This window comes from Lysobacterales bacterium (assembly GCA_014946745.1).
In the GTDB taxonomy this organism is placed as follows: domain Bacteria; phylum Pseudomonadota; class Gammaproteobacteria; order Xanthomonadales; family Xanthomonadaceae; genus Aquimonas.
The window spans coordinates 85199-105135 of sequence record JADCRD010000001.1 but is presented as its reverse complement, the minus strand read 5'-3'; the positions used below and the strand labels follow the sequence as shown (position 1 = coordinate 105135).

The 19937-nt window shown below is 69.2% G+C and carries 12 protein-coding genes; 2 read left to right on the top strand and 10 right to left on the bottom strand.

Annotated features, from left to right (window positions below):
• Positions 1-175: 175 nt before the first annotated feature.
• The 5 genes from H4O13_00435 to H4O13_00415 are packed head-to-tail and all read right to left on the bottom strand — an operon-like array spanning position 176 to position 9885.
• Positions 176-2071 carry a hypothetical protein gene (locus H4O13_00435; GenBank protein ID MBE5313851.1) on the bottom strand — a complete coding sequence of 632 codons (1896 nt, stop codon included), beginning with the start codon at positions 2069-2071 and terminating at the stop codon, positions 176-178.
• Positions 2072-2115: 44 nt separating this feature from the next.
• Positions 2116-4524, bottom strand: a complete 2409-nt coding sequence (locus H4O13_00430) for a heme-binding protein (protein MBE5313850.1) — start codon at positions 4522-4524, stop codon at positions 2116-2118.
• Between the two features lie 53 nt (positions 4525-4577).
• The gene (locus H4O13_00425; GenBank protein MBE5313849.1) at positions 4578-6356 is read right to left on the bottom strand and encodes a hypothetical protein; all 1779 of its coding nucleotides are present in this window, start codon (positions 6354-6356) and stop codon (positions 4578-4580) included.
• Between the two features lie 6 nt (positions 6357-6362).
• The gene (locus tag H4O13_00420; protein MBE5313848.1) at positions 6363-7256 is read right to left on the bottom strand and encodes a hypothetical protein; all 894 of its coding nucleotides are present in this window, start codon (positions 7254-7256) and stop codon (positions 6363-6365) included.
• On the bottom strand, positions 7249-9885 hold the full coding sequence (locus H4O13_00415) for a cyclic nucleotide-binding domain-containing protein (protein ID MBE5313847.1): 2637 nt from the start codon (positions 9883-9885) through the stop codon (positions 7249-7251). The genes H4O13_00420 and H4O13_00415 overlap by 8 nt, the downstream gene beginning before the upstream one ends.
• Before the next feature lie 153 nt (positions 9886-10038).
• Here H4O13_00415 and H4O13_00410 point away from each other — a divergent pair, with 153 nt between their 5' ends.
• Positions 10039-11304: a multifunctional CCA addition/repair protein gene (locus tag H4O13_00410; protein MBE5313846.1), complete on the top strand. Its 1266-nt coding sequence runs from the start codon at positions 10039-10041 to the stop codon at positions 11302-11304.
• A gap of 259 nt (positions 11305-11563) precedes the next feature.
• Here H4O13_00410 and H4O13_00405 read toward each other — a convergent pair whose 3' ends face one another.
• From H4O13_00405 to H4O13_00395, 3 genes are all read right to left on the bottom strand, one after another.
• Positions 11564-12922: an HD-GYP domain-containing protein gene (locus H4O13_00405; protein ID MBE5313845.1), complete on the bottom strand. Its 1359-nt coding sequence runs from the start codon at positions 12920-12922 to the stop codon at positions 11564-11566.
• A gap of 159 nt (positions 12923-13081) precedes the next feature.
• Positions 13082-13474: a VanZ family protein gene (locus tag H4O13_00400; protein MBE5313844.1), complete on the bottom strand. Its 393-nt coding sequence runs from the start codon at positions 13472-13474 to the stop codon at positions 13082-13084.
• Positions 13471-14685, bottom strand: coding sequence for an SAM-dependent methyltransferase (locus tag H4O13_00395; protein MBE5313843.1), 1215 nt, complete (start codon positions 14683-14685; stop codon positions 13471-13473). Before H4O13_00395 ends, H4O13_00400 begins: the two co-directional genes overlap by 4 nt.
• A gap of 35 nt (positions 14686-14720) precedes the next feature.
• On the opposite strand from H4O13_00395, the gene H4O13_00390 reads away from it, so the two are divergent.
• Positions 14721-15467 carry a pteridine reductase gene (locus tag H4O13_00390; GenBank protein MBE5313842.1) on the top strand — a complete coding sequence of 249 codons (747 nt, stop codon included), beginning with the start codon at positions 14721-14723 and terminating at the stop codon, positions 15465-15467.
• A 478-nt stretch (positions 15468-15945) separates the two neighbouring features.
• On the opposite strand, the gene H4O13_00385 is transcribed toward H4O13_00390, so the two are convergent.
• Positions 15946-18009, bottom strand: a complete 2064-nt coding sequence (locus H4O13_00385; GenBank protein MBE5313841.1) for a S46 family peptidase — start codon at positions 18007-18009, stop codon at positions 15946-15948.
• 465 nt (positions 18010-18474) lie between these two features.
• Positions 18475-19893, bottom strand: a complete 1419-nt coding sequence (locus H4O13_00380) for an MFS transporter (protein ID MBE5313840.1) — start codon at positions 19891-19893, stop codon at positions 18475-18477.
• Positions 19894-19937: the final 44 nt, after the last annotated feature.

Below are 19937 nucleotides of genomic sequence, written 5' to 3'. Positions count from 1 at the left end.
CCCTCCTGTGCTCGTGCGGGGACCGAGGCCAGAGCGAAGTACCGGTGGGTCAAGACCCACCCTATGCACGGGCGAAGGGCGCGGCTCCGGTGGGTCGATCCCCACCCGATGCACGCCCGGATACGCTGCAGCGAGCGGATCACCGCGAATGTCTGCGCGATCATGATCGCCCTCGTCAGTAGGTCAGGATCAGGTTGGCCAGCAGCGAGTGCGGGCGGCCCTGATCCGGATTGAGTGAGCGATACCCGCTGCCAGGCAGCAGGGCCGCGTACGACAGCCGCATCACCACGTTCTGGGTCATGAAGGGTCGCCAGATCAGCGCGGCCGAGACATCGGTGCCGATGTGGCGCGGGATGTCCGGCTGTTGGCGTGCGACTTCCAGCACCTCGGTCGCGTCAAACCACAGGCCGTTGGCGTTGAAGGACAGCCGCAGCTCGGGCGTGAGATCCAGATCGACGCCGGCACCGATGAGATGCAGGCCCGGATTCACGAAGTTGCTCTGGCCCTGCTCCTTGCTCGATCGCAGCGAGTTCAGCAGGCCATTGCGGCCCGACAGCGCGACGCGCCCGCCGCCGACCAGGGGCACCGACTGGCGGATCCAGTAGCTGGTGTCGGCGCCGGCGAACAGCGGGTTCTCGAAGATCGCATCGAAGCCCTCCGAGCGATCGTCGAAGGGATCGGAATCACCGCTGGCGTACAGCAGGGACAGGCGCGGCCGGATCCAGGAGAAATCCATCGACAGCTCGGCGGCCGCAAACGCCGCGCGGATGTCGGAGGGCTCGCTGCTGAAGGCCCCGTTCTTCTCGCGACCGGCCGCGTAGTACGCGCTGCCGCTCACGTTGAGCCGATCGATGTGGCCGTCGACGCTGTAGCCGAAGTAGCCGACGTCGTAGCGGCGCGGGCGCTCGTCGCCGAAGCTCGCCGGCCGCGCGATGAAGCCGTTGCGATCGAAGTAGAACTCGCCGTCCTCGCGATTGCGGTTGTACAGGAAGGCGAACTGCGAGGTCAGCCCGAGCGTGCCGAGGTCCTGCCAGTACAGGTTGGCGATGAGGACGTCGTCCTTGCGGGGCGACTCGCCGAGGTCGTTCAGGCCGCTGTTGGTGTCCTTCTCCAGTCGCCGGAACAGGCCGAGGTTGTACTGGAACACGTTGTTCCTGCGCGTGCCGAAGAGGCGCACGCCCAGCGGCACATCGTTGAACAGGAAGCCGCGGAAGTCGGCGGTCATTGGCTGGATGCCGACGCGCACGCTGTCGAAGTCGTAGTGCTCCGACACGTCGCGGAGGTGGTAGTCGTAGAAGGCGGCCTGCAGGCCGAAGTGGCGATCGCTGCGGCGCGTGCCGCGGCGCGGGTCGACGTTCAGCGCCAGGGTTTCCTCAAGATCGACGCGGTTGTACTGGAAGGCCGGGGTCAGGCGGAATTCGTAGTCGGGCGGACGGAACACCGTATTGCCCTTCAGGTACACCAGCTCGACCAAAAGCGTCTCGACGAAAACCTCCTGCCGCGAATTGCCGAACACGTCGTTCGAACCCGGCCGCTCGGTGCTCTGGAAGCCGACCGGTGTGGGCGAGCGCTGGGTCTGCAGCACGGTGTCCGCAATCGCCGTGACGGAGAAGAACTCGTCGCCATTGCGGACCGGCCTGTCGCCCTTCAGCACGTTGCGGTTGTACGGATCCCACAGGTTCACGCCGTACAGGGCGTCGACGATGCGCCAGCGGTCAGGCACCGGCGCGATATCGGGCGAAGGCGCGCCCAGCGGCGAAGGCATGCCGTGGTCGACGCGCGGCTCGATCTGCGATTCGTCACGCAGGCGGGACCGCGTGCGCGGATCGGCCGCCTCGTCGTAGGTCGGCACGCAGTCCAGACCGGCATCGCCGGGCCGCCGCCGCGAGCGCACGCGCAGGTCTTCGGCCTTGAGCGGCTCGCAGTCGGGAACGCGACTGCGGCTGAAGGCGGGTGGCGCGGCCTCAGTGGCTTCCGGTGTGCTCGTCTCGAAGCCGTCAGTCTTCGGCAGCTCGTTCTGCGCGGCCAGGCGCTGTGCGGCCAGCAGCGCGAGCAGCACGCCGAGCGTCAGCAGGGTGCGTTTCAGCGGCGCGTGGGGGGCAGCCATGGGGATGCTCACAGTCCGGCGCAGACGTTCTGCGCATTCGAGCCGAGGAAGGGCGCATAGGGACACTGCACATAGCGCAAGCGCGCGCCCTGCGGCGCCAGCTGGTCCGCGCGACGCGCCGGCGGCGCATTGCCAAGTCCGCCGCCCGTCCGCAGTCCAGCACGATGCACGGCGAGGAAGGCGATCATGTCGTCCTGGTCGATGCCATCGCCCGACACGCCAACCGCGCCGATCATGCGATCGCCGCGGTACACAGGCACCCCACCGGGGAAGATCTGCAGCCCGTTGGCCAGCTGGCGCGAGGGCGCCGTCGATGCGCCGCTGCCCAGCGCGACACCGGCGCAGTTGTCCGGCGTGTCGTTGGCGAAGCCCGGCAGGTCCGCGGTGTGGGCCACATGCTGGACGATGCCGTTCAGCGCCAGATCGAGCTGGAAGCCGGTGGCGAAGGGGCTCCACTGACCGCGCGGCGCCGACAGCGGCCCCGGCTGGGCGGTGAGGATGCCGTCCGGGTAGAAGGGCCGCGCCAGGTTGCCTATCGAGCGCGCCGAGAAAGCCACGCTGCCGTCCAGCGCGGGGCGCCCCAGGAACGCGTCGAAGGCCGCCGCGACCGGCCGCAGATCGATCGTGCGGCGCGGCGCGAGGTTCGCGTCCAGCAGCACGGTCGGCGCGCTGAGGCTGCGAATGAAATCGCCGGCGTTCGGCGCGCTGAAGAAGGCCGCCGAACGCGCCTTCTGCAGCGAGACGTCGGCGCCGAACACGGGCGCATCGCGCGAGCGCACCATGCCGAGGATCTCGCCGCGGCTGTCGACCACGGCGATCGAGACCCGTGCATTCGAACCCAGCGGGCGCCGGATCTGCGCCCGGCTGGCGTCGGCAATCGTCAGCGCCTCGGCCAGCAGGGCGGTGACTTCGGCTTCGCTGAGCGCAGCCGCGGTTTCGCTGCCGGCGCGCGGCGGGTGGCGCGGTGCATCGAAGGCATCGACCCAGACGAAGGCTTCGCTGCCGCCGAACTGGGCGGCGGGCGCCAGCCGCAGGCCGGATTCGGTGAGCCCGAACGCGCTGCCGCCACGCAAGGCGCCGCCGCCGTAGCCAGGCACGTCGAGCAGGCTGCCGGCGCTTGCGTTGAGGGCAGAGAAACGGGCTCCGGCCACGCCGCTGGCGAGCTGTCCGGCAGAGGCATCGCTGAAGCGCAGCACCTTGCCGTCGACGGTGATGCGGCTGGCCTGGATGTCGCGCGGCGCGTCGAAGCCCAGGGTGGCAGCAAGCGCGATCCGCTCGTCGAGATCCTGGTCGAAGTCGGCGACGCTGGGGTCCAGCGTGTAGCGGCCATCGGCACTGACGCCGACGCCGCCGACCAGCACGCCCTGCTTGTACAGCGGAAAGCCGCCCGGGTCCGCCGACAGGCCCAGCGGCGAGCGCTTGGGCCCGGTCATGCCCTGCATGAGACTGGCGCGGCGCATGAAGTCCGAGCACGCGAGCTGGCTGAACTGCACGCCGAACAGCGGGCCACCGGGCTGGTTGAGCTCGCCCGGATTGAAATGCTGCTGCACGATCTGGCTGGCAGTGCGGGTACTGAAGGCGTTGCCGCCGCTGGACAGGTAAGCGCCGGTCACGGCCTTGGCAATTGCTGCGAGCGCGGGGCCGCCCACAGCGGCGGGCAGGACGATGCCCTCGAGTCCGCCGTCGATGGCAGGCGCGCCGGTGGCCGTGCTCGCAACGCGCAGATCCCGCGCCGAACCGCTCATCGCGTAGACGCCCAGCACGTTGCCGACGCGGTCGACCACGGCAATCGTGGCGACCGCAGTGTCGGCGCGCGCCTGCGCCACCGCTTGGGCAATGACCTGGCCGACCTCGGCCGCGCTGAGCGTCTGCGAAGCTTCAAGGCCGGCGGCCTGCACGCAGGACGCGCAGATCGCAGGCGCAGCAGCGGCGCGCAGCTGGGGCGCCGACGCTGTCAGATCCGCGCCCTGCCCGCGCAGCCCGCCTTCGCGCTCGGGCCGCGGATCGGCGGCACAGGCGAGGCTCGCGACGAGCGCCAGCAGGATGCCCCACCCAGCGCGCCCGATGAACCTCGGGGCCACATAGGGTGGGTCTTGACCCACCGCTGCGCTGCCTACGCCGTCGCTGCCGATACGCGAGGGCGCGAGACGCGTGGCGCGCGAGCAAGCCGCGGCAGGATCGCGGCCACGGTGGGTCGAGACCCACCCTATGGGCTTCGCTTCTGCATAGGGTGGGTCTTGACCCACCGCTACGGTGCCTACGACGTCAGTGACGACACACGAGGACACGCGAGGCGTGGCGCGTGGAAAGGGCGCGGCCTGGTCGAGGCCATGGTGGGTCGAGACCCACCCTATGGGCTTCGCGATCACCGGGGCGCGCGTGAAGCTCCGGTGGGTCAAGACCCACCCTATGGGCATTGCGAGGCGCGCGCCGTACCCCAAGGCCACGCGCAGCGGCATCAGAATCCCGATCATTCCCCACCTCCTGCCGCCGCGCGCGCGGTCGGATGTGAATCGGGCAGCGCCGCCTGCATCGGCGTCGCCCCCGGCAGATGGAAGCCATGGCAGCCGGTGCAGGCGAGCTGCACGTTCTGGATGCCGCGTTCTTCGCTGTGGCAGTCGAGGCAGGTGTCGATGGCCGGCATCAGCACGTCGCTGCTGGCACCCGATACGGCGGCCGCGTGGCAATCCAGACAGGTGGCGTCGTCCTGCGCCAAGGTGTCGCGACGCGTGAGGTGGGCGACGTGGTCGAAGCGCGCCATCGGGTGGAAGTCCGCCACCAGCTTGACCGGCAGGATCTGCCAGCGCTCGTAGACGCTGCGCTCGGGATGCACGGTGACCTCGTGGCAGGTGACGCAGCCGGAGCGGGTGAACTGGTTGTGGGCCTCGATCTCGGCGCGTTCGCGTCCACAGGCGAGGATGCCCTCGGGACAGGGGTCACGCTCGGCCTGCGCCGGGCGACGGCGGTTGCGCTGGCCGACCTCGATGGTCTTGGCGGTGTCCGCGAACTGGCGGATGTAGTGCTCCTCCAGCGCCAGCACGGCCGCGCGCACCGCCGCATGCGGCAGCTGGCGCTCGGGCTCGTCTTCGTCGAAGCCCAGGCCGTGGCAGCTGCGGCAGCTGTTCTCCATGGTGATCGGCTCGAAGTGCTCGCCGTCGACGTTCAAGCGGTGGCAATCGACGCAGCCCAGCGCGCGGTCGCCCTCGCCGCGCACGTAGACGCGCTTGGGATCGAGGTGAACATCGTGCGGGAACTTGAGGTTCGAGCTCTCGCGCGGCGGCAGCGCGGGCTCGGGGCGGATGCGCTCGGTCGACCAGGTCGAGGCCGCGGCGTCGAAGCGCAGCAGACTGAAGCGGAACGGCGGGTGTGCATCGGCCCGGAACGCCGTCACCGCCTGCGCGAAGGCCTGCTCCGCGCGGGCCATGCCGCGGTGCGTGGCGACCTCGGGCAAGGCCTGATGGCAGTCGACGCAAAGAGCCGTGTCCTCGCGCACCAGCATGGCCGGCTCGTTGTGCTCTTTGTGGCAGCCGGCGCAGTGGGCGTCTTCGAGCTTGGGCACCGACAGCGCCGCCAGATCGACATGGCCGGGCAGGCCCGTGTGGCAGTCCAGGCAGCCGCGGTCGGGCGTGGTCTCGAACAGGCGCAGGTGGCAGGCATTGCAGTCGACGTCGATCTCCAGCGTGTGGTGGGCGTTCGCCAGCGGCCCGCTCGACCACACGGCATCCGACAGCAGCGGCGCATGCGCGCGCAGCCAGCTGCCCAGCGCGGGGTGGACGTAGCCCGCCAGCGGCAGCGCCAGCAGCAGGAGCGCGAACGCCGCCGAGGCCCAAGCCAAGCGGCGCATCGGCAGGCCGGTCTGCTTCAGTTCGATCTGGAAATGCGTGGCCGGCCCGAAGGCCTGGTCCTGCTCGATCTGGGTCAGCTGCAGGGCGCCATCGAAGCCGGCTGGGGCCTCGATGACGCGCAGCTGCTGGGCGCCAATGTCGATCGACTCGCCGGGGCTGAGCACGACGCGCTGCAGGCTCTCACCCTCGCGCTGCACCCGCGACGCGCCCACGCAGCGCAGCGAGAAGCGACCGCCGCTGAGCGGCTGCAGGGTCAGGTGGCGCGGCGCGATCGAGGGATCGTGCAAGGGCAGGGTCTGGTCATTGCGATGGCCGAGCGTGATCAGCCCGCCCTCGTGGCTGGCTTCAACGAGGGTCTCGGCGCCCTTGCGATCGCGGTATACCCGGCGCAGCAGGATCAGCACGGCGGCCTACCAGTACAGAAAGACGACGAGGATGTGCACCAGCAGCGCTGCGATCAGGCCGATGGTGAGCGGGATATGCAGGTACAGCCAGAGCTGCAGGCGCGCCTGCAGCGCCACGCTGACGCGCAGCACGGCCAGCGCGCGTGCGCGCTGGGCGGCAAGGCCGAGCAGACCCTGCAGGGCTGCCGCCTCATCACGCTTGCGCGCCTGCGGCACGCGCGCGGCGAGGTAGTCGAGCAGCGGCTGCTGGAAGCGGTTGGCGCAGGTGCGCGAGCCCGCCGGCTGCGCGGAGGGATCGAGCATGCGCGAGTGATCGCGACCGAGCACCTGGGCCAGCACGCCGCCGCCCAGCGTGGTGCGGTCGATCGCGCTTTCGACCACGGCCAGCGTGGTGGCATCGGCCTGCTGGGCGACGCGGCGCATTTCATCGTCGATGCGGTTCAGCGCGGTCAGCCAGTCCTCGCGGCGGCGCCCGGCATGCACCTCCGCGAGACGTCGCGGCAGGCGCAGATAGGCGTAGAGCCCATAGACCCCGCTGGCAATCACCACGCACATCAGCACGTAAGCCAGGCTGTGAACATTCCAGCCGAGCTGGAACGCACTGTGCAGCGTCGCCACCACCACCAGCGCCAAGCCGAACATCACGTGTGCGGCGACCCAGCCCTGCATTGAACCAAGCGTGCTGCGGTAGCGGCGCTTGCGCAGGCCGAGCAGGGCCAGCCAGAGGATCAGCAGGGCGCCGAGCGAGCCCAGCACATAGCCCTGCCAGCTGCCGCCGTTGGGCGGCAGGCTGGACGGCTGCGAGAGGTACAGCGCGATCGAAGCCATGCACAGGCCCGTGGCCCAGGCGGCATGCCGGCGCGCCGAAGGCCCCAGAAAGCTGGAGGCGGGCTCAGCCATGCAGGCGCTTCTCGACCAGCGCGGCAAAGCCCGCCGGCGAAGTGCGCACCGCGGCACCGGTCGGGCAGGCGCGCACGCAGGCCGGGCCGCCGTCGATGCCTTGGCAGGCGTCGCATTTGACCGCCTTCCTGCCGGCTGCTTTGGCGGCCTTGTCGGGGGCCGCGCCGATGTCTTCGCCGGGCCCATGGCCGGTCGCGAACAGCAGCCAGCTGAGCAGGCTGGGCTTCTTCGGCGCGGCGTATTCCATGCGGATCACGCCGTAGGGGCAGTGCGTCTGGCAGTTGCCGCAGCCGATGCAGCGGTCGTCGATGAAAACCTCGCCGCCGATCGCGCGATGGATCGAATCGGTCGGGCAGTCCTTCATGCAGTGCGGGTGCTCGCAGTGCCGGCAGGAGATCGGCACGTGCACCGCGGCGTGTGAGCGCCCACGGTGGCGATCCAGCCGCGACAGCCCGCCGTGGGTGTCGGCGCAGGCCTTCTCGCAGTTGTCGCAGCCCACGCACAGCGATTCGTCGATCAGCAGGGCATTGGTCGCCTCGCCGAGGCCTTCGGCCATCAGGAAGGACACCAGCTCGCCGCCTTCGGGCAGGGCTTCCAGCACCGAGAAGTTGCGCAGCTGCTGGCTGGTCTCGGCCTGCAGGGCGCCGACCCGCTGCGGATCTTTCTTGAGCAGCTCCAGGAACTCGGCGCGACCGAGCTGGATGGTCTCGGTGCGCACCGCCGCGCGCGCGGTCTCTCGGCGCAGCGGATCGCCCATCAAGGCCATCTGTCCGCAGAGCTGGCCGCTCTGTGCATGCCCAACCAGGCCGCCGCCGCGGGTCAGCGCGATGGTGCCGCTGCGCACCAGATGCAGGCAGTCACCAGTCTCGCCTTCGCTGTAGAGCAGCTCGCCGGCGGCGAAGCTGCGCACCTTGGCGGCCTGTGCAATGGCGCGCAGCTCGGCCACCGGCAGCGCCGGCGCGAACTGCCCCTGCAGGGCGCGCACGATAAAGATCCAGTCGACGCCGGCGCGCACCTCGTCGTTCGAGTTGAGCAGCTTCACCATCGTCCGCCGCGGCGTCTCGATCAGGATCGTGTCGGCGCCGACGAAAGCGTCGCCACTGCGCGGCCGTCCCGAGATCAGGCTCATCTCGCCGAAGAACTGCCCCGGCTTCAGGATCAGCTCGCTGCTGCTGCCGCTGTGGCGCAGACGCACCTCGCCTTCCAGCACGGTGTAGAAGCCGTTGCTGTAGTCGCCGGTGCGGAACAAGGCGCTGTCGGCCTCCAGCACTTCGGTGGCGCGTGGCTCGGGCGGATCGGCGAGATCGCTTTCGCTGGGCCTCTCGCCGGCGCGGCGCATCTGCTCCAGCTGGGCCTCGCGCCGCGCACGCTGCTCAGCGCGACGTGCGGCGACGCCCCTCTCCACCTGCGCCCGCGCGGAGCGCACGCTGTCGGCGTCGCCGAAGCTGACAATCAAGCGGCTCTCGATCAGCAGCTCGCGAAAGGCCAGCGCGCTCATGCGCCGGAACATCGGCACCCGCTGCTGGTACAGGGCGAGGATCTCCTCGACCTCGGCCACATACGGCAGACCGGCAAACTGCAGGGCCAGCAGCACGTGATCGACCGGGCGCACCGCGCGGCCGAGCAGGCTGTCGACCACGTCCTGGCCCTGGTTCATCGCCTGCTTGATCAGCGGAAAGCCCGCCAGCGAGCCGATCACGTACAGGCCCGGCACGCTGCTCTGGTATTGCGCATCGAGAACCGGCAGGGCGTCGGGACGGTCACTGGGAAAACCCACGCCGCAGGCTTCCAGAAACCTGCGCGGCGGCGTGCCGCCCAGCCGCGCCAGCACCTTGTGGCAGGCGATGCGGCGCTGGCCTTCGGGTGTGTTCAACACGATCGCGCCGCGGCCGTCCGCGCTCGCAGGCTCGATCCGTTCGACGGTGGCGCGGTAGTGGCAGTGGAAGTCGAGCCTGCGGTCGTTGATCGCGCGCAGCACCGCGTTGAGGTTGCCTTCTTTGGCGCGCGAGAACTCGTCGCGGCGGTTGACGATGTGCACAGCGTTGTTGCGCGACAGACCGAGCGCGTTCTCGATCGCCGAATCGCCTGCGCCGACCACGACGATGGTTTCGCCGCGCCAGGCTTCGGGGTCGTCGAGCTGGTAGTGGACCAGACCGCAATCCTCGCCCGGCGCACCGATGCGGTTCGGCTGGCCCTCGAGCCCGATCGCCAGCACCACATGCTCGGCGCGTACGCTGCTGCCGTTCTTCAGCGTGATTTCGAACGCGCCGCGCTGGCCGCGGATGGCGACCACCTCGGCGCGATAGCGCACGTGGATGCCCAGGCGTTCGATGCCCTGTGCCCAGGCCGCCAGCACCGCTTCCCGCGTACCCGCGCGAAAGCGCAGCGGGCTGCGCAAGTCGAGAAAGCCGGGCTCGGCCATCACGAACTTGCCCTTCTGGTAGCGCTGGATGGTGCGCGCGTGGGCGTCCGAAGCTTCGAGCAGCACGTGGCTGGGCGGCTGACCCGGCCGCTCGGCGGCATCGAGTTCGGCCGCGCGCGCGGCCGCGCTCAGTCCGGCCGGCCCCGAGCCGATGATGGCGATGCGATAGCTGGCGTGCGGGTGGCCCGATCCGGGTTCACCGTTCATCCGACACCCCCGTGAGGCACGCGGCGTGCGTGAAGGCAAAGTAGGCGCGGCGTCGAAGGCATGTCAACGACATCCGCGAGCCGATGGCATGCCTGCTCCTACGAAAAACGCTGACACCGCAGGACAGGCGCCGCGCTCGCTACCATGCGGGCCATGACCTGCTTTCCCGAACGCACAGCTCCCCTGCCGCCCGGCACCTTTCTGGTCGGCGGCGCCGTCCGCGACCAGCTGCTCGGCCTGCCCGTCGGCGAATGCGACTGGGTGGTCGTCGGCAGCACCCAGGCGGCGATGGAGGCGCTGGGTTTCCGCGCGGTGGGGGCGGACTTCCCGGTGTTCCTGCATCCCGTCAGCGGCGAGGAGTACGCGCTGGCGCGCACCGAGCGCAAATCGGGCCGCGGCTACCGCGGCTTCGTCGTCGATGCCGATCCTGCGGTCAGGCTGGACGAGGATCTGCAGCGCCGCGATCTCACCCTCAATGCGATCGCGATGGCGCCCGACGGCCGCCTGATCGACCCCTGGGGCGGCCGCGCGGACATCGAAGCGCGCGTGCTGCGCCATGTGTCGGCAGCGTTCGCGGAAGACCCGGTGCGGATACTGCGAGTGGCGCGCTTCGCCGCGCGCTTCGCACCGCTGGGCTTTCGCGTCGCCGACGAAACGATGGCGCTGATGCGACAGATGGTCGATGCGGGCGAGGTCGACCATCTGGTGCCGGAGCGCGTCTGGAAGGAGCTGTCGCGCGGCCTCGCCGAGCCTGCCCCGCAGGCCATGCTGCGCGTGCTGCGCGACTGCGGCGCGCTGGCTCGGCTGCTGCCTGAAGTCGATGCGCTCTACGGCGTGCCGCAGCGTCCGGAGTTCCACCCCGAGATCGACACCGGCCTGCACATCGAGCTCTGCCTGGAGCAGTCCGCCCGCTTCAAGCCGGGCGATGCGCAGATCGCTTTCGCCGTGCTGGTGCACGACCTCGGCAAGGCGCTGACGCCGAGCACCGAGTTGCCCAAACACATCGCCCACGAGCAGCGCGGGCTTGAGCCCATCCGCGCGGTCTGCGAGCGCCTGCGCATGCCCGTCGACGCCCGCGACCTCGCTCTGCACGCCTGCCGCGAACACTTGAACGTGCATCGCCTGCACGAGATGCGCGCTGCCAGCGTCGAGGCCCTGATCCAGCGCTGCGACGGCTACCGCCGGCCCGAGCGCATCGCCCAGATCGGCTGGGTCTGCGAGATCGACAAGCGCGGCCGCGCCGGCCTTGCCGACCAGCCCTACCCCAATCGCGAACTGCTCGAACGCTGCCACCGCGCCGCACTGAGCGTGCAGGCGCGTGACCTCGACCTGTCAGGGCTCAAGGGCCCGGAGGTGGGCGAGGCGCTGAAGCGCGCGCGGGTGGAGGCGGTGAAGCGGGGATTGGGGATTAGGGATTAGGGATTGGGCTAGAGCAGCGCAACCCGGATCATCCGTGACAGCGTTTGCACAGCGGCGACATCCTCAACCCGACACGACGCCCTTCGATGGATGCGCCGCCCTGACTCACGCCTCGGACAGCCATTGCGAATCCCGGCCCTCGCGCACAACGCTCCGGCCCTGATCAGCGCTCGGATCGAGGTTCATCTCGAGTTCGCCGCAGCCCGCTCTTGCGAATCCCGAATCCCGAATCCCGAATCTCCAATCCCCAATCCCCGCTCTAGCCCGGCATCCAGAGTTTGTCCAGCTGCGGAAAACACCAGGCCTCAGGCGACTCGATGCCGGCGATGCGGTCGGCGCAGTTGGGCGAGGCCAAGTCGAGGTCGCGGATGAACACCGGCTCGCGCTTCTTGGCGTTGTAGAAGATCCGCACCTTCGGGGTGAGCAGCGAGTCGTCGTTCTGCTCGGTGACGACGGCCAGAAGGTCAGACTGCAGGCGCACCAGCGCGCCGACGGGATAGATGCCGATCGACTTCACGAAGGCATTGAACACCTGCGGATCGAAGTGACCCTTCCAGGCGGCCATGCGGCGCACCGACTCGGCCGGGCTCCAGGCCTTCTTGTACGGGCGGTTGGAGCTGATCGCGTCGTAGACATCACAGACCGCGCCCATGCGCGAGAGCAGCTCGATGCCCTCACCGGCCTGACCGTGCGGATAGCCGGTACCGTCGTACTTCTCGTGGTGGTGCAGGGCGATCTCCAGCGCCGCCGACGACGCACCGCCCCCCTCCTGGAGCATCTCGAAACCGCGCACTGGATGCGCCTTCATGATCCGGAACTCGTCGTCGGTGAGTGCGCCCGGCTTGTTGAGCACCTGCAGCGGCATGGCCGCCTTGCCGATGTCGTGCAGCATGCCGCCAATGCCGGCCTCGCGGATCTGATCGGCAGGCAGTCGCAGCTGGCGCGCCAAGGCGATCATCAGCGCGCACACGGCAACCGAGTGCAGGTAGGTGTAGTCGTCGTGGCGCTTCAGGCGCGCCACGCTGATCAAAGCATCGGGGTGTCGCGTCACCGAAGCGCTGATCTCCTCGACCAGAGGCTCGACCGCAGACGGGCTGACGGCCTTGCCCATGCGAGCTTCGCTGAACAGCTCGACCATCTTGTCCTTGGCCGCCATGCAGAGTTTCTGCGCCGACTGCAGCTCGGCCTCGATGGCGCGCTGGGCGCGACGGGTGGCGACTGGCCTCGCGGCAGAGGACGGAGCAACGACAGGCGTCGCCTCGACCGGCGCAGCTGGCGCTTCGGGGGCGAGCGGCTGCGGTTCGTCAGCGACGACGGGCTCGTGCGCGTCTTCGACAGCGTCGGGTTCGGGTTGGGGTTCGGGTTCAGGGTGGGCGTCGGCCACCTCGGCGAGCGCCTCCGCACCGTCGTCCGCCTCGGCCGGCGGCCAATCCGGGCAGTCCAGCCCGCGCTCGCTGTCGATCAGGATTTCCGCCACGCCGCCACGGCGCAGCACATCGACTTCCTGCGCGGTCAGCAGAAAGGAGTGCCGGACGAACACGGGATGGGTGCCGTCGCCGCCGAGGCGATGGAACCACATGCCCGGGCGGGCGAGACGGATGGGGATGGCCTTGATCATGGCCGGGCGGCGCACCTGGGGACAGGACAGCGCCGCGTCTGATGCAAGCGGCGCGCCGCCGCATGCGCCTGACGGTCGGCGCGCTTCCGTCAGCGCGATTGCGTCGGGGCGATTACGTCGGGGCGATTGCGTCAGGGCGATCCTGTCAGCACGAGTCCGTCAGCGCGATGCGGCCAGCAGGCCGCGCAGCGGGGAAACGCCCGCCAGCAGGCCAAGACCCGCGCCGAGGCCGTTGGCGAGTCCATCCATCAGATCGAAGCTGCGCACGCCGCCAGCGCCCTGCAGGAACTCCAGCGCCAGCCCGAAGGCCGACAGACCGAGTGCCGCCGCCACAAAGCCACTGGGACGCCGCAGCAAGGGCACGCAGGCCAGGCCGGCCACGGCATAGCCCAGGCCATGCCAGAGCTTGTCGAAGCGGCCCGGGTCGAGCGGCAGCTCAGGCGGCGGCATCAGCGACAGCAGCGCGATCAGGGCGAGATACAGCGCCAGACCCACCACCCACAGCCGCTGCAGCCGCGAGCGGTGCGCCGCCACGAATGCGAGCGTGCTCACAGCCGGTGGCTCAGGTCGCCGAACGCGAACTGCGCCTCGCAGTCGACGTCACGCGAGAGCCCGATCACCTGGAAGCGCTCGCCCATCTCCGAGGGCAGGATCAAGCGCTTGGACTCCAGCGCCAAGCGCTGCTGACGGATCACATCGGTGGCGCCCGCCTCCACGTGCTGCTGCAGGCCGTTGTTGAGCAGGAAGGCGGCCTGGCTGCAGTAGCCCGCCAGCTCGAAGCCAGCGTGCTGACCGGCCTCGGCCAGCGCGGTGAAGTCGACCGAGGCGGTGATGTCCGTCAGGCCGGGCAGATGGAAGGGATCGGCGTGCACGCGATGACGGTAGTGGCACAACAAGGTGCCGTCCGAGCGCTCGGGCAGGTAGAACTCCGAACGCGGATAGCCATAGTCGACGAACAGGGCCAGGCCCTCGGCCAGCGACGCGCACACCGCGTCCAGCCAGTACGGCAGCTGCGGCAGCAGCTCGCTGGTGTAGCCCTCGCCGAAGCCGCGGCCCAGACTGCGCTCCACGTGCCGCACGGCGCCGCCAGTGAGCATGTCCGCCGGGCGCTCACAGAAGCGGAAACCGCCGTCGGCGCGCTCGACGTGCTGCTCCATCACCTCGCCGGCGCGCAGCACGAAGCGCGAGGCGGGCAATGCATCCAGCACCTCGTTGGCGAACAGGACGCCGACCCAGTCGTCCTCGGGCAGGCGATCCAGCCAGCGCAGGCGAGCAAACATCTCGGACGGCAGCTCGGCCTCTAGCCGCTGGCGCTGGCGTTCGCGCAGGTCGGCGCTGGGCTCCAGGATGCGGTACTCGGCCGGCAGCGCATCGCGCGCGGCGAGTGCAGGCAGCGCCTGCATTGCGAACGCACCGCTGCCGCCGCCCAGTTCGAAGAAACAGCCTGCGCCGCGGTAGCGACGGAGCACCGGCGCCGTGGCCTCGGCTACGCAGGCGGCAAACAGGCCGCCCAACTCGGGCGCGGTGATGAAGTCACCGGCCGCGCCGAACTTGGTCGCGCCGGCGCTGTAGTAGCCCAGCCCCGGGGCATACAGGGCCAACTCCATGTAGCGCGAGAACGGAATCGCGCCGCCACTGCGCGCGATCTCGGCGTGGATCAGCGCGCGCAAACGGTCGCTGTGGGCCTGCGCCTCAGGGGCGGGCGCTGGCAGATCGAGGGGGATCATGAGCGGTCTCGTGATGGAATCTTCAGCGGCCAGCATCGACACTGCGGCCAGACCGCACGAAGGATACCCCGATGTCTGCTCCCCTCTCAGGCGCGCCGGTCGCGCTGATCACTGGCGCTGCGCGCCGCGTTGGCGCGGTGATCGCGCGGCGCCTGCACGCGGCCGGCTACGACCTCGCCCTGCACTACCGCAGCTCGACCGACGAGATGCTGGCGCTCGAACAGGAGCTTCTGGCCGCGCGCCCCGGCAGCGTGCTGGCGATCCGTTCAGAACTCGCGGACCCCGGCGCCGAGACCGTGCTGGTGTCATCGACGCTGGCGCGCTTCGGTCGCCTCGATGCGCTGATCAACAACGCATCGAGCTTCTACCGCACGCCGATCGGCGAAGCGCGCCAGGACGACTGGGACCAGCTGTTCGCCAGCAATGCGCGCGCGCCGTTCTTCCTGAGCCAAGCGGCCGCACCGCAGTTGCGCGCGACGCGCGGCTGCATCGTCAATCTGGTGGACGTCTACGCCGAACGCCCGCTGGCGGAGCACACCGTCTACTGCATGGCCAAGGCGGCCCTGCTGATGATGACCCTCTCGCTGGCCAAGGAGCTCGGCCCCGAGGTGCGCGTCAACGCGGTCGCCCCCGGCGCGGTGCTGTGGCCGGAAGGCGGCAAGCCCAGCGCGGAGCAGCAGGCCCTGCTCGACAAGACCACCTTGAAGCGCCCGGGCACCCCCGAAGACGTGGCCGAAGCCGTGGCCTACCTGCTGCGCGCCGACTACACCAGCGGCCAGGTGCTGCGGGTGGATGGCGGTAGGGCGGTGAATATGTGAGAGCGGGGATTGGGGATTGGGGATTCGACCGCCGGTTCCGAGCGTGGCGCGACATCGAATGCCCGAGCATCGTTCACCCATAGGGTGGGTCTCGACCCACCATGAGCTCCACACTCGCCCCGGTCACCCGATCGCCAGACGCATTGGGTGGGTCTCGACCCACCCTGAACTCCACGCTCGCCCCGGTCACCCGATCGCCAGACACATAGGGTGGGTCTTGACCCACCATGAGCTCCACGCTCGCCCCGGTCACCCGATCGCCAGACACATAGGGTGGGTCTCGACCCACCATGAGCTCCACACTCGCCCCGGTCACCCGATGGCCAGACGCATAGGGTGGGTCTTGACCCACCACAAGCCCCACACTCGCCCCGGTTTCGCTTGGGCGATACGGCAGCTGCCGCTTTGCTACGACAGCCGCCGTTTCAACAGGGGCTCGGGGAACCGACCGTCGGTCGATTCCCGATTCCAGGCGCCCTTACTTGCGGCCGTCCAGAATCTCGTCCGCCAGGTGGTTCGCGCCATACACCTTGCGCAGGGCTTCGATCATGGCCGCCGAATGCACGCTCACCGAACGGTTGATGCGGGCGTCGTACCAGAAGGCGCCGCCGAGGCTGTGGATGTTGCCGTCGAACACCAGGCCCACCACTTCCGCCTTGGCATTGATCACCGGGCTGCCGGAATTGCCGCCGATGATGTCGTTGGTGCTGACGAAGTTCATCGGCAGATCAAGATTCAGCTTCTCACGCGAAGCTTCCCAGCTCGGCGCCAGCTTGTACGGATCAGAACCCGTCGCACGCTCATACAGGCCGCGGATGTAAGTCATCGAGGGCACGGTCTGACCGCCCCACTCCCAGCCCTGCACCGCGCCGTAGGACAGGCGCAGGCTGAAGGTCGCATCGGGGTACACGCCGGTGCCGAGCTGCGCAAAGCGGGCGCGGGCGATCTTCTCGGCAGCCTGCTGGGTCACCGCCTGCACTTCGCGCTCGAAGCGCGCACGCAGCTCGCGTGCAGCGGGGTCGACGGCGCGCGCCAGCGCGATCATCGGGTCGTCCGATTTGGCGATGGCATCGGCGCCGCCTTCCCACAGCGCGCGCCGCACTGCCGCGTCGCCCAGCTTCGTGCCGCGGATCACCCGCTCGGCCAGCTGCTGCGGGCTGTCCTTGCCGAGCACCTGGCGCACCACCGGATGATCGGCGCCCAGCTCCTCGCGCAGCTTGGACAGGCTCCAACCGAGCTTGACGATCTCGAAGTCGGGATACAGCGGACGCTCGGCGAACAGGCCCTGCTCAACGCGCGGCAAACCGGCCTCGCCGAATTCGCGCAGGCGATCGGCGTTCGGCTTGGCGCGCTCGTCGGCGCCGCGCACCAGCGTGCGCGCGAGGCCGAAGTAGCCCGTGCGGAAAGCACCGGCGCCTTCGAGCATGCCGTAGGCGGTTTCGATCTCGCGCGACACGCGAGTGGCCTCGGCGATCGCCGACCACGGATCGCCGATCTCCTCGCTGAGCTTGGGATCAGCGGCGACGAAGGCCTTGAGAGCCTCTTCTTCCTTGCGCTTGGCCTCGAACACCGCCGGATCGTTGAGCGTGCTCTGGCGGCCGCGCAGGGCCTTGAAGCTGTTCTCGACGCCGAACAGGTCGTTCTGCGCCTGCCGCGCCTGCTCCTCGCCCAGCGCGCCGAACTGCAGCAGCACACCGCGCATTTCGGCCAAGCTGAGCAGGCGATCGATCAGGGACTTGTCGCGCAGGGCTTCGAGCTGGGCCACGGTGAGCAGGCGCTGGGTCGAGCCCGGATGGCCGGTGATCATCACCAGCTCGCCTTCCGCCGCCCCTTCCGGGTTCAGCGGGAAGAAATCCTCCAGCGCGACCGGCTTGCCGTCCTCGTAGACGCGCAGCAGGCCCATGTCGAGGTTGTAGCGCGGGAAGTTGAAGTTGTCGGGGTCGCCGCCAAAGAAGCCGGCCGCGAACTCCGGCGCGAACGACAGGCGCACGTCCTGGAAGCGCGTGTAGCGATAGAGGTGCTGCACGCCGCCCTGGTACAGGTCAACCACATCGCAGCGCACCGTGTTGCGATCCTCGCCGGCACACTCGGACTCGATCGCCGACTGCGCGGCGCGCTTGGCGTTGGCGAAGTCTTCGCCCGACAGGCCCTGGGTGGCCTCGCGGATGCGACCGCTGACGTCGCTGATCGACTCCAGCCGGTTGATCTCGAAGTTCGGACACTGGCGCTCGTCTGCGCGGGTCTTGGCCAGAAAGCCATCGCGCATCAGGTCTTGGTCGGCGCTGGAGAGATCGCCGATGCAGCCGACGATGCAGTGGTGGTTGGTCAGCACCAGGCCGTCGCCGGAGATGAAGCTGCCCGAGCAGCCGCCGGCCAAGCGCACGGAGGAGCGCATCACCTTCTGCACCCAGGCCTCGGTGGGCGTGAAGCCGAACTCGGCCTGCATCTGCGCCTTCGGCAGATTGTCGAGCGTCCACATGCCTTCGGCGGCAAAGGAGGGAGAGGCGATCGCGAGCGCGATGCTGGCGGCGATAAGGCGCATGGGGGCTCCGCAGCGTGGGTGGAAGCCCGCGATTGTAGGCCGGTGAAGACGCCGCGAATGTGCCGGAAGATTCCGCCCGCCGTCGCGAGGAACACACACCCGCCCGAGATCCGTCATCGCCCCCGCGTGCACAGGCGTTTTTAGGAGCGAGCTTGCTCGCGACCCGCAGGACTGGTTCGAAGCGCAGGCTGCGGTCGCTTGCGAGCAGGCAACTGCAAAGAGCGAGGGACTGCGCGTTTCGCTCACCGTGGGCGGCTTTGCGATTTGCGACTCCCAGTTCCAGGTTCCCGGCTCTTTGTAGGAGCGAGCTTGCTCGCGACCCGCAGGGCTGGTGCGAGGCGCAGGCTGCGATCGCCTGCAAGCAGGCTCCTACAAGGAGCGTAGGCGCACCAACTCCGGGCGCTCGAAGAACACTTTCACGACGACGCGGGCTGAGATGCGATCATGCCGGGCCATCAGCCCGGCTCAGCGGGACTCGACGGCGCGCGCTGCGGCCTGCTCCTCTGGCAGCGGCTGCTTCTGCAGGCGGATCAGCGACCAGGCCGCGAGGCCCAGGCCCGCCGCCAGGGCCGCTCCGGTCAGAAACACCGCGGTGGAGCCGAGCGTAGCCAGGCCCTTGTGCAGCCAGACGAAAGTGAGGTCACCAGCACGATAGATCACCGTGTCGATGACGGCCTTGGCCTTGTAGCGAGACTCACGGTCGACGCGGGTGTAGACAGTCTCGCGCGCCGGCTTGGCCAGCGAGAATTCACCGGCGCGGGTCGCCACCTGCACGATCGCGACAAGCAAGGGAAGCGGCGCGGCGGCCAACAGGCAGTAGCCCAGGAAAATCGCGCCGGCGGGAATCAGCAGCAATGGCCCGATGCCATAGCGCACCAGCAGAATGCGGGTCAGAAACACCTGCACCAGAATCGTGGTGAGATTGATCGCGAGGTCCAAGGTCGCGAAGTAACTCGTGCGCGCTTCCGGAGTGGCGAAATAGGTGCGCGCGATCGCCGCCTGCTCGTTGTACAGCAGGGTGCCGACGCCGACGCCGAAGAACAGCAGGGCCGCCATCGCGCGAAGCACGGGCCGCTCCCAGACCAGGCGCAGGCCGGCGAGGATCGAGCCGCCCATGGCCTCCTCGCCCGAGCGCGTTCCGTCCGCGATCTCGCGGCGGCGCGCATAGGGCGCGAGTCGGACGATGCAATACAGGCAGAGGCCAATGAGTGCGGCGGAAACGAGCAGCAGGTTGGCGACGCCGACGCTCTCGACCAGCGCCTTGGTGATGCTCGGGCCCGAGATTGCGCCCGCGGTACCGCCGACACCGATGTAGCCGTATAGCCGGCGCGCCTCGACATTGCGGAACACGTCCGCCATGTAGCTCCAGAACACGCTGACGGCGAACAGATTGAACACCGCGACCCAGATGAAGAACACCGTGTTCTTCCAGGCGAAGTCCTGGTTGAACACCCACCAGAAGCCCACCAGGCAGGCAATGAAAAACAGGTAGACCACGGGCAGGAACACGCGCCGCGCGTAGCGGCTGACGATGGCGCCGTAGACCGGCTGCAGCAGCAGCATGGAGATGAAGGTCCCAGTGAACAGCAGCTGCAGATTCTGGGTGCTGCCCATCGCGTCGCGCACCGGCCGCAGGATGTAGTAGCCGGTCAAGAGGAAGAAGAAGTACAGCGCCGCCCACAGCAGCGGCGGGAAGTCGCGCAGCGCATCGCGCAGGCCGGCGAGCTTGCCGAGGCTGGCGCCGGCGTCATCGCGCGCCGCCTGGGCGTTGGCACGGGCGTTCGCTGGCTTGGACGAATCGTGGCGCTGGCTCAAGGGCTTCTCTGCGGATCGGCAGGCGGGCGGCGCGGACCATACTGCATCCGGGGTGAGGCCTGCGACCATAGTCGAACGTCGGGCCTTTCGCGGCGCGGATCGAGTCTTTGCTC

Bases quoted from the DNA above. Each gene is read 5' to 3' on its own strand.
- H4O13_00430 (MBE5313850.1), bottom strand. From the start codon at position 4,524: ATGCCCATAGGGTGGGTCTTGACCCACCGGAGCTTCACGCGCGCCCCG.
- H4O13_00420 (MBE5313848.1), bottom strand. From the start codon at position 7,256: ATGGCTGAGCCCGCCTCCAGCTTTCTGGGGCCTTCGGCGCGCCGGCAT.
- H4O13_00415 (MBE5313847.1), bottom strand. From the start codon at position 9,885: ATGAACGGTGAACCCGGATCGGGCCACCCGCACGCCAGCTATCGCATC.
- H4O13_00410 (MBE5313846.1), top strand. From the start codon at position 10,039: ATGACCTGCTTTCCCGAACGCACAGCTCCCCTGCCGCCCGGCACCTTT.
- H4O13_00405 (MBE5313845.1), bottom strand. From the start codon at position 12,922: ATGATCAAGGCCATCCCCATCCGTCTCGCCCGCCCGGGCATGTGGTTC.
- H4O13_00395 (MBE5313843.1), bottom strand. From the start codon at position 14,685: ATGCTGGCCGCTGAAGATTCCATCACGAGACCGCTCATGATCCCCCTC.
- H4O13_00390 (MBE5313842.1), top strand. From the start codon at position 14,721: ATGTCTGCTCCCCTCTCAGGCGCGCCGGTCGCGCTGATCACTGGCGCT.
- H4O13_00385 (MBE5313841.1), bottom strand. From the start codon at position 18,009: ATGCGCCTTATCGCCGCCAGCATCGCGCTCGCGATCGCCTCTCCCTCC.
- H4O13_00380 (MBE5313840.1), bottom strand. From the start codon at position 19,893: ATGGTCGCAGGCCTCACCCCGGATGCAGTATGGTCCGCGCCGCCCGCC.